Origin of the sequence: Pseudomonas sp. MF6751 (assembly GCF_016613265.1) — a bacterium.
Lineage (GTDB): Bacteria > Pseudomonadota > Gammaproteobacteria > Pseudomonadales > Pseudomonadaceae > Aquipseudomonas > Aquipseudomonas fluorescens_BV.
In genome coordinates this window covers 1-14,849 of the sequence record NZ_JAENSV010000014.1, presented here as the reverse complement: position 1 = coordinate 14,849, position 14,849 = coordinate 1, and the positions used below count along the sequence as shown (strand labels likewise).

Genomic DNA, 14,849 nt, shown 5'->3' with positions numbered 1-14,849 from the left:
ATCAAAGTTTGGTCAAGGACAGGCCAGCCCAGGTGGCGAGCAGCCCGCCGAATACGCTAATGGCCGCATAGCCAATCGCCAGCGGCACTTGCCCGCTTTCCAGCAGGCGCACGGTATCCAGTGAAAAGGATGAAAAAGTCGTCAGGCCGCCAAGAAAGCCAACCATCAGGCCGGCACGTACCTCGACAGGCACTTCCGGGCGTAACAAAAACAGGCCGTATAACATGCCGATCAACAGGCAGCCCACGATATTAACGGCGAGCGTCGCCGTATAGAAGTGTTTCGGCCAATTGGCGTTGATCCAATTGCCGGTGGCGAAGCGCAGCAGTGTACCGGCGATACCTCCCGCCGAGACGGCGACCACCAAAGGAATCATGTTTTTCTCCGCTGCCTGGGGCTCAGACGGTCAAGGGTGGCCAGGTGGTTGAGCTTCTCACCGATCTTCAGCTCCAGGCCACGGGGCACTGGCTGGTAGAACGGCTGCGGCTCCAACTCATCGGGGAAGTAGTCTTCGCCGGCCGCGTAGGCGTCCGGCTCATCGTGGGCATAACGGTATTCGTCGCCATACCCCAGTTGCTTCATCAGCTTGGTCGGCGCGTTGCGCAGGTGCAGCGGCACTTCGAGGGAACCATGCTCGGCGGCCGCACGCAGGGCCGACTTGAAGCCCATGTACACCGCGTTGCTTTTTGGCGCGCAGGCCAGGTAAGTGATGGCCTGGGCGACCGCCAACTCGCCTTCCGGGCTGCCGAGGCGCTCCTGCACCTCCCAGGCGGCCAGGCACAGGCTCAGGGCCCGCGGGTCGGCATTGCCGATGTCTTCGCTGGCCATGCGCACCACACGACGCGCCAGGTACAGCGGGTCGCAACCGCCATCGATCATGCGCGCAAACCAATACAGCGCGCCATCAGGGTTGGAACCGCGTACGGATTTGTGCAGCGCGGAAATCTGGTCGTAGAAGGCTTCGCCGCCCTTGTCGAAACGACGGCGTGTATCACCGAGCAAGCTTTGCAACAGGTCGACGCCAATCTCGCCGCCGTCTTCGGCCAGGTCGGAAGCATTCTCCAGCAGGTTGAGAAAGCGGCGCCCGTCACCATCGGCGGCGGTCAGCAAAATCTTGAAGCCTTCATCGCTGAGGCTCAGTTGGCGCTTGCCCAGCCCCTTGTCTTCGCTCAAGGCACGGTGCAGCAGCTTTTGCATCGCCGCTTCATCCAGGCTCTTGAGCACATAGACCCGCGCCCGTGACAACAAGGCGTTGTTCAATTCAAAGGAAGGGTTTTCGGTGGTGGCGCCGATAAAGATCAGCGTACCGTCCTCGACATAAGGCAGGAACGCATCCTGCTGCGACTTGTTGAATCGATGTACTTCGTCGACAAACAGGATAGTGCGCTTGCCGTATTGCCCGGCCTGCTGCTTGGCGACTTCCACCGCCTGGCGGATCTCCTTGACCCCGGCGAGCACCGCCGAGACCGTTTCAAAGTGCGCGTCCGAGACTTTCGCCAACAACCGCGCCAAAGTGGTCTTGCCCACGCCCGGCGGGCCCCAGAAAATCATCGAATGCAGCGCACCCTGCTCCAGAGCTTCGCGCAAGGGCTTGCCCCGAGCGAGCAGGTGTTCCTGACCGACGTACTCATCCAGGTTGGTCGAACGCAAGCGCGCGGCCAACGGCTGGGCAATCGGGTCACTTCGAAACAGATCCATGGGCAGCGTTTGAAACCTCTGGGCAGTTTATTCCTGGATCACGTCGGCACCCTTGGGGATGTCGAACTTGAACTTGGACGCGGGCACCGGCTGGTTGGCCTTGACCCCGGAGAACAGGATATCGGTGCGCTGGCCGACGCTGTCGACCAGGCGCATGTTGTTGATCACGCCGTTGCCGAACGACAGGGACAGCGTGTCAAACAACGTGTCCTTGGATTTTGGCTTGAGGGTGAACTCGATGACGTTGCTGGTCTGCTTGGAGGTGATGTCGAAGCTGTCGTTGATTTTCGACACATCACCCGACAGCAGCAGTGCCGGGGTCTGGTTCAGGCGCGGATCGAGCTTCTTGATGGTCGCCTGTTCCAGGTCCGGGTCCCACAGCGTGACTTTCTGGCCGTCGGAAACGATGGTCTGCTCCGCCTTGCCTTCGGTATGCCAGTAGAACAGCCCTGGGCGCTGCACGGCCATTTCACCGGCGGTTTCCTGCAACTGGGTGCCGCCGGCATCCAGGGTCAGCTGGGAGAAGCGCGCGGTGAGGGTCTGGGATTTGTCCAACAGGTTCTTCAGGCTGGCGACGGAAGCCGGGTCAGCGTGAGCCGAAACAGCGGTCAGGGCCAGGGCTGGCAACAACAGCATGCGGATAAAGCGCATGGGAGTCCTCATTGAGTAGTCAGGGCACGCCGCGTGTTGCCACGCGGCGCGGAATCAGTCGCGCATCTGCCCGGGGGCGATGACTTCACGCGAGCCATTGGTGTTCATTGCGGTCACCACGCCAGCCATTTCCATGGCTTCGATCATGCGGGCGGCGCGGTTGTAGCCGATTTTAAGCTTGCGCTGCACCGCCGAAATCGAGGCACGGCGGCTTTCCAGTACGAAGGCCACGGCTTCGTCATACAAAGCGTCGGTCTCGGCATCGTCATCACCGCCACCGCCGCCATTTTCAAAGCCGCTGCCGGCTTCTTCGACGCCGTTGAGGATGTCGTCGTTGTACTCGGGCGCGCCGCGCAGTTTCCAGGCTTCGACCACACGGTGGACTTCGTCATCGGAAACAAAGGCGCCGTGAACGCGGATCGGCAGGCTGGTGCCCGGCGGCATGTAGAGCATGTCACCGTGGCCCAGCAGTTGCTCGGCGCCACCCTGGTCAATGATAGTGCGCGAGTCGATCTTGCTGGAGACCTGGAACGCCATGCGCGTCGGAATGTTGGCCTTGATCAGGCCGGTGATCACGTCCACCGACGGCCGCTGTGTCGCGAGGATCAAGTGGATACCCGCCGCCCGCGCCTTCTGGGCGATACGGGCGATCAGCTCCTCAACCTTCTTGCCGACGATCATCATCATGTCGGCAAATTCATCGACCACCACCACGATGGTCGGCAGCTTGGTCAGCAGTGGTGCTTCATCGTGAATGCTTTCGCGCTTGTACAGCGGGTCGGTCAGCGGTGTGCCGGCGTCCTGGGCTTCCTTGACCTTGGCATTGAAGCCCGACAGGTTCCGCACGCCCATCTTCGCCATCAGCTTGTAGCGGCGCTCCATCTCGGCAACGCTCCAGCGCAGGGCGTTGGCGGCGTCCTTCATGTCGGTGACCACCGGGCACAGCAGGTGCGGGATGCCTTCGTAGATCGACAGTTCCAGCATCTTCGGGTCGATCATGATCAGCTTGGCGTCATCCGGCCCGGACTTGAACAGGATCGACAGGATCATGGCGTTCACACCCACCGACTTACCGGAACCGGTGGTACCGGCTACCAGCAGGTGCGGCATTTTCGCCAGGTCGGTAATCACCGGCTTGCCGCCGATGTCATGGCCGAGCGCCAGGGTGACCGGTGATTTGAAGTTGTCGTATTCCGGCGTCGACAGCACTTCGGAGAAGCGCACGATCTGGCGGTCTTCGTTGGGAATCTCGATACCCACAGTGGTCTTGCCCGGGATCACTTCCACCACACGCACGCTGGTCACGGCCAGGGAACGTGCCAAGTCTTTGGCCAGGTTGGAAATGCGGCTGACTTTTACCCCGGCGGCCGGTTGGATTTCGTAACGGGTAATCACCGGGCCCGGATGGATCGAGTCCACCGACACTTCGACGCCGAACTCCTTGAGCTTGATTTCCAGCAGGTGACCGACGGCCGCCAGGGACTCGGGGGAATAGTTGAGTTGTTTCTTTTCGGCCGGGTCCAGAATCGAGATCGGCGGCAAGGTGCCTTCGACGGCGCTGTCGATGAACAGCGGTGCCTGCTTCTCTTTTTGCACGCGATGGCTGGGCTCCGGCGCCTTGGGCGGTGCCGGGGCGATCACGGGCGGCACCTGCTTTTCACGGTCCGACATGTGCTTGCTCAGGGCCTGCTCGCGCTCGATCAAGCGCTCCTTGACCTTGGCTTGCTCGCGCCGATCCGGCGTGCTTGGGGCCACCACCTCGTTGACACGGGTGTCCACCTCACGCAGCTGCGCAACCATTTGCTTGCGCTCGACACGGGCGGCCCACCAGCGGTTGGCGGCGCCCTGGAACAATTCGAACAGGTCGAGGGTGATCTTGCCGGTCACGTCCATCACCTTGAACCATGACAGGTCGGTGAATACCGTGAGGCCGAACAGGAACAGCGCGATGAACATCAGGGTGCTGCCCTGGATATTCAGGGTCCTGCGCGCCAGGTCGCCAAGGCTTTCACCCAGGGCCCCGCCCGCGCCCGCCGGCAGACCAGTCGGGGCATGGAAGTGGATATGCGCCAGCGCAGCGCCCGACAATACCAGGAACACCAGGCCGATCAGGCGCCAGGAGAACAGCCAGCCGCTCCACTGCCACGGCTCGTGACGCTGGCGGAAGATCTGCCAGGTCTTGATCGCCAGCAACAGCGGGAAAATGTAGGCGAAGTAACCCAGGATCATGAAGAGGATATCGGCGCTGTAGGAACCTACAGGGCCGCCGAAATTCTGCACGTCATCGATCTTGCTGTTATGGCTCCAGCCCGGATCGTCCTTGCCATAGGTCAGCAAGGCCATCATCAGGAACAGGCACAGCGCACCGATGGCAATCAGTGCGCCTTCCTTGAGTCGGTAATGCAGGTGCTGGCGCCAGGCCGGTACGACTGCTGCTTTAGGTGCTGCGGCGGATTTCTTCAAAACGGGTCTATTCCTGCGCCTTTAGCGCGTCCATCTGTTGAATGACTACACACGACTGTTCTATCCGGAACAGTTGAAAAATGAACGAATGTTGCTGAATCTACTTTTAACACCCGGTGACGGATAGGTGAAATGGCGATAACGCCACAATGGCCGCATTGTACGGGTTTGCGTGCGCGATGCCACACACTTGCCCTTCACCTGACTGCACGGACAATTTGAGCATGCATTGCCTTTGCTGACAAAGGCTTATGAGCTGTATTTAGCAATCCAGGCAAGCTTGGCAAATGGCCGGCATGCACCAGACCCGATTACGACCACACCCTGTGTACAGAGTTGCAGAAACACCCGTTCATGCTAATCCTCGTCAATCGCCTATTCGGGCTGGCCCCATGGCGCAGGGTCGTCAATAATCAACGCTTGCGGTGCAGGTGCATGACCTGCCACTCCCCTCCCCTTCCGTAAGCCTGGATGCCATGCTGACCTGGTTACAACGCGACACCCTGACGTTCCCTCCCTTGGCCAAGGCCATGCGCGAACCCAACGGCCTGCTCGCCGCCGGTGGCGACCTGTCGGCAGAACGGCTGGTCCAGGCCTACCGCCATGGCTGCTTCCCCTGGTTCTCCGAAGGCCAGCCTATCCTCTGGTGGTCACCCGACCCGCGCACAGTGATATTCCCCGACGAGTTGCATGTTTCCCGCAGCCTGGGCAAATTATTGCGCCAGCAGCGCTATACCGTGACCTTCGACCAGGATTTCGCCGCCGTCATCCAAGCCTGCGCAGCACCCCGTGCCTACGCCGATGGCACCTGGATCACCGAAGGTATCCAGAAGGCTTATCTGGAGCTGCACCAGCGCGGCTACGCGCATTCCGTCGAGGTCTGGGACCAGGGCGAACTGGTGGGTGGCCTGTATGGCCTGGCGATGGGCCAGTTGTTTTTTGGCGAGTCCATGTTCAGCCGCGCCGACAACGCCTCCAAATTCGGTTTCGCCACATTGACCCGGCAACTGCAAGCCTGGGGATTTGTGCTGATCGATTGCCAGATGCCCAACGATCACTTGCACAGCCTGGGTGCCCGCGGCATACCCCGCAGCGTCTTCGCTGACTTCCTGCATAAACATCTGGACCAACCCAACGCTGGGCCGTGGGTTTCCTAGGCGACTTTCGCGCACGTGGCTTACACTTATTTCAAAGCTTATCCCGAGGGTTGATCATGACCGAGCTGGCGCGCTTGAAGTTCTATGCCACTCAAGCCCACTCATGCAGCTATCTGCCCGACGAGCAGGCCACCACGCTGTTCCTCGATCCCAGCCAGCCCATGGACGTGCATGTGTATGCCGACCTGTCCGAGATGGGCTTCCGGCGCAGCGGCGATCACCTGTATCGCCCCCATTGCCAGAACTGCAACGCGTGCGTGCCTGCGCGTATCCCGGTTGCGCAGTTTTCGCCCGACCGTAATCAGAAACGCATTCTCAAGCGCAACGCCGACCTGACAGTACACGCCACCAAACCCCAATACAGCGAAGAATATTTCGATCTCTACCAACGCTATATCGAGCAGCGTCATGCCGACGGCGATATGTATCCGCCCAGCCGCGACCAGTTTTCCACATTCCTGGTGCGTGACTTGCCTTTTTCGCGTTTCTACGAGTTCCGCCTCGACGGCCGCCTGCTGGCCGTGGCGGTGACCGACCTACTGCCCAACGGCCTCTCGGCTGTGTACACCTTCTATGAACCGACCGAAGAACGCCGCAGCCTCGGGCGCTTCGCCATCCTCTGGCAAATAGGCGAAGCGCTGCGCCTGGAGCTGGAAGCGGTGTACCTCGGATACTGGATCAAGAACTGCAAAAAGATGAACTACAAGACCCAATATCGGCCCATTGAACTGCTGATTAATCAAAGATGGGTCACGCTTAACTAGAACCCCTTGGCTTGAACACCCTTTTTCGGGCACAATGCACGCCGCTTTTGCCTGGCGCAGTTGCACCGGGCCATTCACTGGATACCGAGGGCTTTACTGCATGTCGAAAGAAGACAGCTTCGAAATGGAAGGCACTGTCGTCGACACCCTGCCCAACACCATGTTTCGTGTGGAGTTGGAAAATGGGCACGTCGTAACCGCGCATATCTCCGGCAAGATGCGCAAGAACTACATTCGTATTCTTACCGGTGACAAAGTGCGCGTCGAGCTGACGCCCTATGACTTGAGCAAAGGGCGCATCACTTACCGCGCTCGCTAAGCAAGTCAATACAAAACGCCCGGTTATGCCGGGCGTTTTTGTGTGCGCAGGATTTAACAGTCACCACTTGACTGCGTGGGAGCTGGCTTGCCTGCGATGGCGGCCCTTCAATAGCACATCTATATCTGACCCGCCGCTATCGCAGGCAAGCCAGCTCCCACAGTTGACCGTCATTGTCTCGTAACCGTATTTCAGACAGCAAAAAGGCGCCTTTCGGCGCCTCTTGCAATGTTGCAGCTAACGATCAGGCCATTTCAGCCGTGGTCTCGAACTCGAAGGTCAGCTCGCCGTCCTTCAGGTCGATGTGTACCACGCCACCATGGTCGGAGAGTTCGCCGAACAGGATCTCTTCGGCCAGCGGCCGCTTGATCTTGTCCTGGATCAGACGCGCCATTGGGCGTGCGCCCATTGCCGCATCGTAGCCGCCCTCTGCGATCCAACTGCGAGCCGCTTCCGTCACATCCAGCTGCACGCGCTTGTCTTCCAACTGCGCTTGAAGCTCGGTGAGGAACTTGTCCACCACGCTTTTGATGACCTCATGGCTGAGGCGACCAAACTGGATAATGGTGTCCAGGCGGTTGCGGAACTCCGGCGTGAAGCTCTTCTTGATCACTTCCATGGCATCGGAGGAGTGATCCTGATGCGTAAAGCCGATCGAAGCCCGCGCCGCGGTTTCGGCACCGGCGTTGGTGGTCATGATCACGATCACATTGCGGAAGTCCGCCTTGCGCCCGTTGTTGTCGGTCAGGGTCCCGTGGTCCATGACCTGCAATAGCAGGTTGAAGACTTCCGGGTGAGCCTTTTCGATTTCATCGAGCAGCAATACGCAATGTGGCTGCTTGGTGATCGCCTCGGTCAACAGGCCGCCCTGGTCGAAGCCGACATAGCCCGGAGGCGCACCGATCAAGCGCGACACAGTGTGGCGCTCCATGTACTCGGACATGTCGAAACGGACCAGTTCGATGCCCATGGCCTTGGCCAGCTGGCGAGCCGCCTCGGTCTTGCCGACGCCAGTCGGGCCTGCAAACAGGAACGAACCGACTGGCTTGTCCGGCGACTTGAGGCCAGCACGCGACAACTTGATCGCCGTGGACAGCGAGTCGATGGCCGCATCCTGGCCAAACACAGTGAGCTTGAGGTCGCGCTCCAGGTTACGCAGCAACTCCTTGTCGGAACTGGTGACGTGTTTTGGCGGAATCCGCGCGATCTTGGCCACGATGTCCTCGACTTGAGGCACGTCGATGCGCTTCACGCGCTTCTCGACCGGCTGCAGGCGCTGGTAGGCACCCGCTTCGTCGATCACATCGATGGCCTTGTCAGGCATATGCCGGTCATTGATGTAGCGCGACGCCAGCTCAGCCGCCGCACGCAAGGCCTCATCGGTGTATTCGATGCCATGGTGCGCTTCAAAACGCCCCTTGAGCCCGCGCAGGATACCGATGGTGTCTTCAACCGACGGCTCGGACACGTCGACTTTCTGGAAGCGACGCGCCAGGGCACGGTCTTTTTCGAAGATGCCGCGGAATTCCTGGAACGTGGTCGAACCAATGCAGCGGATATCACCCGAGGACAGCAGTGGCTTGAGCAGGTTGGAAGCATCCATCACCCCACCGGAAGCTGCACCGGCGCCAATGATGGTATGGATCTCGTCGATGAACAGGATGGCCTGCGGACGCTTTTTCAACTCACCGAGCAACGCCTTGAAGCGTTTCTCGAAATCGCCACGGTACTTGGTCCCGGCGAGCAACGCGCCCAGGTCAAGGGAATAGACGACACTGCTGGCCAGCAGGTCTGGCACCTGGTTGTCGACAATGCGCTTGGCCAGGCCTTCGGCAATCGCGGTCTTACCCACGCCCGCCTCGCCCACCAGCAACGGGTTGTTCTTGCGACGACGCGCAAGTATCTGCGCTACACGTTCAACCTCATGCTCACGCCCCACCAGCGGATCGATCCGCCCCTGGCGCGCCATTTCATTGAGGTTGCTGGCATAGGCATCCAGCGGATTGCTTGAAGAAGAAGACTCACCGCCCTCCTCGTCCTGCATATCCTGCTCACCCTCGGAATGATCGCCGTGCCCAGGCACTTTAGAGATACCGTGGGCGATGTAATTGACTACATCAATACGGGCAACGCTCTGCTGCTTGAGCAGGAACACGGCCTGGCTTTCCTGTTCGCTGAAAATTGCCACAAGCACATTCGCGCCCGTGACTTCACGCTTACCGGAGCTCTGTACGTGGAACACAGCACGCTGCAATACCCGCTGGAACCCCAGGGTTGGCTGGGTTTCGCGGTCCTCGTCATGCACGGGGATCAGTGGCGTGGTGGAGTCGATAAACTCCTGCAGGTCATGCTTGAGCTTGTCGAGGTTGGCGCCGCACGCACGCAGAACGGTGGCGGCAGCTTCGTTATCCAAAAGTGCCAGCAGCAGGTGTTCGACGGTCATGAATTCATGACGCTTCGAACGAGCCTCCTTGAAGGCAAGATTGAGGGTGACTTCGAGCTCGCGGTTTAACATAGCTTCACCTCATACCCAAGTGGTCGGCGTTAACCGTCCTTCTCGATTTCACAGAGTAGCGGATGCTGGCTTTCCCTGGCGTACTGGTTGACCTGCATGGCCTTTGTCTCGGCGATGTCGCGGGTAAACACTCCACATACTGCCCGTCCTTCTGTGTGAACGGCCAGCATTACCTTGGTCGCCAACTCGCGGTTCAGGTTAAAAAACACCTCGAGCACTTCGACGACGAAATCCATCGGTGTGTAGTCATCATTGAACAAAACCACCTTGTACATCGGCGGCGCCTGTAAAGCAGGCTTGGCCTCCTGAACAGCAATGCCTGCAGAACCGTCGTCGTCATGTTCCTGATCCGGGCGATCCTGATTGAATGTTAGTCGAATCTGGCTGTTTGCATGCATGGGAAAGAAAGGTTCGTCAGTGGTTCAATTACAGTGGTGGGGGCGACCTGTCAGAATTTCAACTCTGACTCTTGGGTCACCTTGACTATCGGCGAAACGGTGTTACAACAAATAGAGCCCACAGTGGGTAAAAAAGGTCCGCGCAGTCAACCTTATTTATTCGGGTTAGGACGGATAGACAGGATGATACTCCAGTGATGGAGTCTGGTGCAGAGGGATAAGGGAATGGCTAGTGGTAAGGTCAAGTGGTTCAACAATGCCAAGGGTTACGGCTTCATTAATGAAGACGGAAAGAGTGAAGACCTCTTTGCGCATTTCTCAGCGATCAATATGGATGGGTACAAAACGCTGAAAGCGGGCCAAGTGGTCTCCTTTGAGATTACCCAGGGCCCAAAGGGCTTGCATGCGGTGAAGATCGAAGGAATCACTGCTAGTAGCCCTGCCGCAGAAAACGTTGCGGCGCCCGGCCAGAAATCACGACAAGAAAAGCAGAAGGCCTGACCAGTCACAGAACAAAGCACTGAAAGCAAACCGGCCACCCCGAATCACCAGGGCGGCCGGTTTTGTGTGCCTGTTTACATATGCTTGATCAACGCATCACCAAAGCCCGACGAAGACACCAACGTAGCGCCATCCATCAGACGCTCGAAGTCATAGGTCACAGTCTTGGCCGAAATCGCGCCATTAGTCCCCTTGATGATCAAATCCGCTGCCTCGACCCACCCCATATGCCGAAGCATCATTTCCGCCGACAGGATCAATGAACCAGGGTTGACCTGATCCTTGCCCGCATATTTAGGCGCAGTGCCGTGGGTGGCTTCAAACATTGCCACGGTGTCAGACAAGTTGGCCCCCGGCGCAATACCAATACCGCCCACTTCCGCCGCCAGGGCGTCGGACAGGTAATCACCATTGAGGTTGAGCGTGGCGATCACGTCATATTCAGCCGGGCGCAGCAGGATCTGCTGGAGCATGGCGTCGGCAATAGCATCTTTGACCACCACATTCTTGCCGGTCTTGGGGTTCTTGAACTGCATCCACGGCCCGCCATCGAGCAAGGTCGCACCGAACTCTTCAGCCGCCACCTCATAGGCCCACTCCTTGAAGGCACCCTCGGTGAACTTCATGATGTTGCCTTTGTGCACGATGGTCAGCGAGTCGCGGTCGTTATCCACCACATATTGCAGGGCCTTGCGCGCCAGGCGCTTGGTACCCTCTTTGGAGACCGGCTTGACGCCAATCCCGCAATCCTGGTCGAAACGGATCTTGGTAACGCCCATTTCTTCCTTGAGGAACTTGATCACCTTGATCGCTTCCGGCGAACCGGCCTTCCACTCGATGCCCGCGTAAATATCCTCGGAGTTCTCACGGAAAATGGTCATGTCCACGTCGCCTGGTTTTTTCACCGGGCTGGGCACGCCTTCGAACCAGCGCACCGGGCGCAGGCACACATACAGGTCGAGCTGCTGGCGCAGGGCCACGTTCAGCGAACGGATACCGCCACCGACTGGCGTTGTCAGCGGGCCCTTGATGGACACCACGTAATCCTTGACCGCATCCAGGGTTTCCTGGGGCAGCCAGGTGTCCTGGTCGTAGACTTGCGTGGCCTTTTCACCAGCGTACACCTCCATCCAGGAGACTTTGCGCTTGCCGCCGTAAGCCTTTTCAACAGCGGCATCGACCACCTTGATCATCACCGGGCTGATGTCGACGCCAATACCGTCTCCTTCGATGTAGGGGATGATCGGTTGGTCAGGAACATTGAGAGAATGGTCTGCATTGACGGTGATTTTGTCGCCGACTGCCGGAACCTGAATCTTCTTGTATCCCATGCTGAACTCCATCTATGGATTGAACATCTGGCTGCGTTCGAGCCTACTCCAGATAAATGGCGACTGAAACCTCACGCCATGCTCATTTGCATCGAAAACAGCACATTTGGTGGCCTACAAGCCTGAAAGCAAAGGGAAAAGCGCAATCTTGAGCACATCCCACCACCCCACGCACCTGCGACCTTTAGACCAATGGACGAGCCCCCTTTTGTATGAAGGCTCAGCGTAAGCATAGCGACCTATGTATAATGCCGCCGCTGACCAAAGAGTCACGACGGCGGACCGCTCTAGAACGTAGCCTTTCGCCAGAAAGCCGGACTATTACCATAGCCCACCCGCTTGACGCTCGACTGATGCAAACCAACATCACCGCGAAGAAACCTCGACATTTCGCTCATGGATGACTTTGAACGAACGCGCTCTACCCGGCGCATCTCGAGTTTCTGCGCACGCTTTCAGCAAAGAAGAGAGTTAATCCGAATATGCCCACCCGCTCGAAGATCATCTACACCTTCACCGACGAAGCCCCAGCCCTCGCCACCTATTCACTGCTGCCTATCGTAGAGGCCTTCACCGCTTCCGCTGATATTGCCGTGGAAACCCGCGACATCTCCCTCGCCGGGCGCATCCTCGCAAGCTTCCCCGAGCAACTGGGCACCAAGGCCATCCCGGACCACCTCGCCGAACTGGGCGACCTGGCCGTTACGCCTGAAGCCAACATCATCAAGCTTCCCAACATCAGCGCCTCGACCCCGCAACTGCAAGCCGCGATCAAGGAACTGCAGGCCCAGGGCTACGCCCTGCCGGACTACCCTGAAACCGTAACCACCGACGCGGAAAAAGAAACCCGCGCACGTTACGACAAGGTCAAGGGCAGCGCCGTGAACCCGGTACTGCGCGAAGGCAACTCCGACCGTCGCGCACCGCTGTCGGTCAAGAACTATGCACGCAAGCACCCGCACAAGATGGGCGCCTGGGCTGCCGACTCCAAGTCGCACATTGCCCACATGAACAACGGCGACTTCTACGGCAGCGAAAAAGCCGTGCAGATCGAAACCGCTGACGCGGTCAAAATTGCGCTGGTTGCAAAGGACGGCACCACCACCGTCCTGAAGGAAAAAACCAGCGTTCAGGCCGGCGAAATCATCGACACCGCCGTGCTGAGCAAGAAAGCCCTGCGCAGCTTCATTGCCGCTGAAATCGAAGACGCCAAGAAGCAAGGCGTGCTGCTGTCGGTTCACTTGAAAGCCACCATGATGAAGGTCTCCGACCCGATCATGTTCGGCCAGATCGTTGCCGAGTTCTATAAAGACGCCCTGGCCAAGCACGCGGCCGTGCTGGAACAGATCGGCTTCAACCTGAACAACGGCATCGGCGACCTGTACGCCCGCATCAAGGCCCTGCCGGCCGACCAGCAAGCGCAGATCGAAGCCGACATCCAGGCGGTCTACGCTGCTCGCCCTGCCCTGGCGATGGTCAACTCCGACAAAGGCATCACCAACCTGCACGTGCCAAGCGACGTCATCGTCGACGCCTCGATGCCAGCGATGATCCGTGACTCCGGCAAGATGTGGGGCACCGACGGCCAGTTGCACGACACCAAGGCTGTGATCCCGGATCGCTGCTACGCCACCATCTACCAGGCGGTCATCGAAGACTGCAAGGCCAATGGCGCCTTCGACCCAACCACCATGGGCAGCGTGCCAAACGTTGGCCTGATGGCGAAGAAAGCCGAAGAATACGGCTCCCACGACAAGACCTTCCAGATCAAGGCTGACGGCGTTGTCCGCGTCACCGACAGCCAGGGCAACCTGCTGATGGAACAGAACGTCGAAGCTGGCGACATCTTCCGCATGTGCCAGACCAAAGACGCGCCGATCCAGGACTGGGTCAAGCTCGCCGTCAACCGTGCCCGCGCCAGCAACACCCCGGCCATTTTCTGGCTGGACCCCAAGCGCGCCCACGATGGCGTAGTGGTCGAGAAAGTTCAGGCTTACCTGAAAGACCACAACACCGAAGGCCTGGACATCCGCATCATGGCCCCGGTCGATGCGATGAAGTTCACCCTGGAGCGCACCCGCAAGGGCCTGGACACCATCTCGGTGACCGGCAACGTACTGCGCGACTACCTGACCGACCTGTTCCCGATCATGGAACTGGGCACCAGCGCCAAGATGCTGTCGATCGTGCCGCTGATGAATGGCGGTGGCCTGTTCGAAACCGGCGCTGGCGGTTCGGCTCCAAAGCACGTACAGCAACTGCTGGAAGAAAACTTCCTGCGCTGGGATTCCCTGGGCGAGTTCCTGGCCCTGGCCGCGTCCCTTGAGCATTTGGGTGTGACGTACAACAACCCGAAAGCCCTGGTACTGTCCAAGACCCTGGACCAGGCCACCGGCCAGTTCCTGGACAACAACAAGTCGCCATCGCGCAAGGTCGGCAACATCGACAACCGCGGCAGCCACTTCTACCTGGCGCTGTACTGGGCACAAGCCCTGGCCGCCCAGACTGAAGACACTGCACTGCAAGCGCAGTTTGGCGAACTGGCCAAAACCCTGGCTGAGAACGAAGCGACCATCGTTGCCGAACTCAACGCCGTACAGGGCAAGCCAGTGGACATCGGCGGCTACTACGCGCCGAACCCTGAGCTGACCAGCAAAGCCATGCGCCCGAGCAACACCCTCAATGCGGCGATTGCCAAGTTGAAGTAAGGTTGTAAGGATGCAAAGAAGCCCCGGCCAAGTGCCGGGGTTTTTGTCTTCAGCGGATGGCAGTTTAGTCACAGGGAAGCATTGGCGTACTCTGAAATCCATACGGAGCGAATCAACTCAAGCACCTCACTCCTGTAAACAGGATTCCAACCCGCTCGCTCTCTAGGCACCACAGCAAATTGAGGTAGCACGGGCAAACGGGAAACGCCTTCGAGACTCGGCGGTTGCAGAAGCTGAGTGCAACACGGTTATTGATTTGAAGCTGGAGCATGATGCCGCATAGCCATGGCTTCCTGCATCACCTCGCCCATGACTTCGATCGGGCACTTGAAATCGAAGCGTTT

General features: G+C 59.0%; 12 protein-coding genes. 5 read left to right on the top strand and 7 right to left on the bottom strand.

Going from position 1 to position 14,849, the window contains the following annotated elements:
• Window position 1: 1 nt before the first annotated feature.
• From crcB to ftsK, 4 genes are read right to left on the bottom strand one after another with little or no spacing between them, the layout of a single operon-like run.
• Window positions 2–376: a fluoride efflux transporter CrcB gene (gene crcB / locus JJD66_RS13755; RefSeq protein ID WP_200648381.1), complete on the bottom strand. Its 375-nt coding sequence runs from the start codon at window positions 374–376 to the stop codon at window positions 2–4.
• Window positions 373–1,698: a replication-associated recombination protein A gene (locus tag JJD66_RS13750; protein WP_105227158.1), complete on the bottom strand. Its 1,326-nt coding sequence runs from the start codon at window positions 1,696–1,698 to the stop codon at window positions 373–375. The genes crcB and JJD66_RS13750 overlap by 4 nt, the downstream gene beginning before the upstream one ends.
• A 27-nt stretch (window positions 1,699–1,725) precedes the next feature.
• Complete coding sequence (gene lolA, locus JJD66_RS13745; RefSeq protein WP_003174700.1) at window positions 1,726–2,349, bottom strand: outer membrane lipoprotein chaperone LolA; 624 nt, start codon at window positions 2,347–2,349, stop codon at window positions 1,726–1,728.
• Between the two features lie 54 nt (window positions 2,350–2,403).
• Entirely contained in the window at window positions 2,404–4,812 is a 2,409-nt protein-coding gene (ftsK, locus tag JJD66_RS13740) for a DNA translocase FtsK (protein WP_032896677.1), read from the bottom strand.
• Between the two features lie 476 nt (window positions 4,813–5,288).
• Here ftsK and aat point away from each other — a divergent pair, with 476 nt between their 5' ends.
• From aat to infA, 3 genes are all read left to right on the top strand, one after another.
• Entirely contained in the window at window positions 5,289–5,969 is a 681-nt protein-coding gene (aat, locus tag JJD66_RS13735) for a leucyl/phenylalanyl-tRNA--protein transferase (RefSeq protein ID WP_105227159.1), read from the top strand.
• Window positions 5,970–6,025: 56 nt separating this feature from the next.
• On the top strand, window positions 6,026–6,733 hold the full coding sequence (locus tag JJD66_RS13730; protein ID WP_003192088.1) for an arginyltransferase: 708 nt from the start codon (window positions 6,026–6,028) through the stop codon (window positions 6,731–6,733).
• A gap of 100 nt (window positions 6,734–6,833) precedes the next feature.
• Window positions 6,834–7,052, top strand: a complete 219-nt coding sequence (gene infA / locus JJD66_RS13725) for a translation initiation factor IF-1 (protein ID WP_002553999.1) — start codon at window positions 6,834–6,836, stop codon at window positions 7,050–7,052.
• Window positions 7,053–7,296: 244 nt separating this feature from the next.
• Here infA and clpA read toward each other — a convergent pair whose 3' ends face one another.
• Complete coding sequence (gene clpA, locus JJD66_RS13720) at window positions 7,297–9,567, bottom strand: ATP-dependent Clp protease ATP-binding subunit ClpA (protein WP_003192090.1); 2,271 nt, start codon at window positions 9,565–9,567, stop codon at window positions 7,297–7,299.
• Window positions 9,568–9,596: 29 nt separating this feature from the next.
• Window positions 9,597–9,965, bottom strand: a complete 369-nt coding sequence (clpS, locus tag JJD66_RS13715; RefSeq protein WP_005789091.1) for an ATP-dependent Clp protease adapter ClpS — start codon at window positions 9,963–9,965, stop codon at window positions 9,597–9,599.
• 225 nt (window positions 9,966–10,190) lie between these two features.
• On the opposite strand from clpS, the gene cspD reads away from it, so the two are divergent.
• Window positions 10,191–10,466: a cold shock domain-containing protein CspD gene (gene cspD, locus JJD66_RS28060; protein WP_034128147.1), complete on the top strand. Its 276-nt coding sequence runs from the start codon at window positions 10,191–10,193 to the stop codon at window positions 10,464–10,466.
• Window positions 10,467–10,540: 74 nt separating this feature from the next.
• Here the strand turns inward: cspD and icd are convergent, their stop codons facing one another.
• Window positions 10,541–11,797, bottom strand: coding sequence for an NADP-dependent isocitrate dehydrogenase (gene icd / locus JJD66_RS13705; RefSeq protein WP_200648380.1), 1,257 nt, complete (start codon window positions 11,795–11,797; stop codon window positions 10,541–10,543).
• Between the two features lie 482 nt (window positions 11,798–12,279).
• Between icd and JJD66_RS13700 the strand changes: the two genes are divergently transcribed.
• Window positions 12,280–14,505 (top strand): NADP-dependent isocitrate dehydrogenase, encoded by a 2,226-nt coding sequence (locus JJD66_RS13700; protein WP_198715757.1) that lies wholly within the window; start codon window positions 12,280–12,282, stop codon window positions 14,503–14,505.
• Window positions 14,506–14,849 lie beyond the last annotated feature (344 nt).

Excerpts from the sequence above, each read along its gene's own strand:
- clpA (WP_003192090.1), bottom strand. The coding sequence starts at position 9,567 with ATGTTAAACCGCGAGCTCGAAGTCACCCTCAATCTTGCCTTCAAGGAG.
- crcB (WP_200648381.1), bottom strand. The coding sequence starts at position 376 with ATGATTCCTTTGGTGGTCGCCGTCTCGGCGGGAGGTATCGCCGGTACA.
- aat (WP_105227159.1), top strand. The coding sequence starts at position 5,289 with ATGCTGACCTGGTTACAACGCGACACCCTGACGTTCCCTCCCTTGGCC.
- clpS (WP_005789091.1), bottom strand. The coding sequence starts at position 9,965 with ATGCATGCAAACAGCCAGATTCGACTAACATTCAATCAGGATCGCCCG.
- JJD66_RS13750 (WP_105227158.1), bottom strand. The coding sequence starts at position 1,698 with ATGGATCTGTTTCGAAGTGACCCGATTGCCCAGCCGTTGGCCGCGCGC.
- infA (WP_002553999.1), top strand. The coding sequence starts at position 6,834 with ATGTCGAAAGAAGACAGCTTCGAAATGGAAGGCACTGTCGTCGACACC.
- icd (WP_200648380.1), bottom strand. The coding sequence starts at position 11,797 with ATGGGATACAAGAAGATTCAGGTTCCGGCAGTCGGCGACAAAATCACC.
- JJD66_RS13700 (WP_198715757.1), top strand. The coding sequence starts at position 12,280 with ATGCCCACCCGCTCGAAGATCATCTACACCTTCACCGACGAAGCCCCA.
- lolA (WP_003174700.1), bottom strand. The coding sequence starts at position 2,349 with ATGCGCTTTATCCGCATGCTGTTGTTGCCAGCCCTGGCCCTGACCGCT.
- cspD (WP_034128147.1), top strand. The coding sequence starts at position 10,191 with ATGGCTAGTGGTAAGGTCAAGTGGTTCAACAATGCCAAGGGTTACGGC.
- JJD66_RS13730 (WP_003192088.1), top strand. The coding sequence starts at position 6,026 with ATGACCGAGCTGGCGCGCTTGAAGTTCTATGCCACTCAAGCCCACTCA.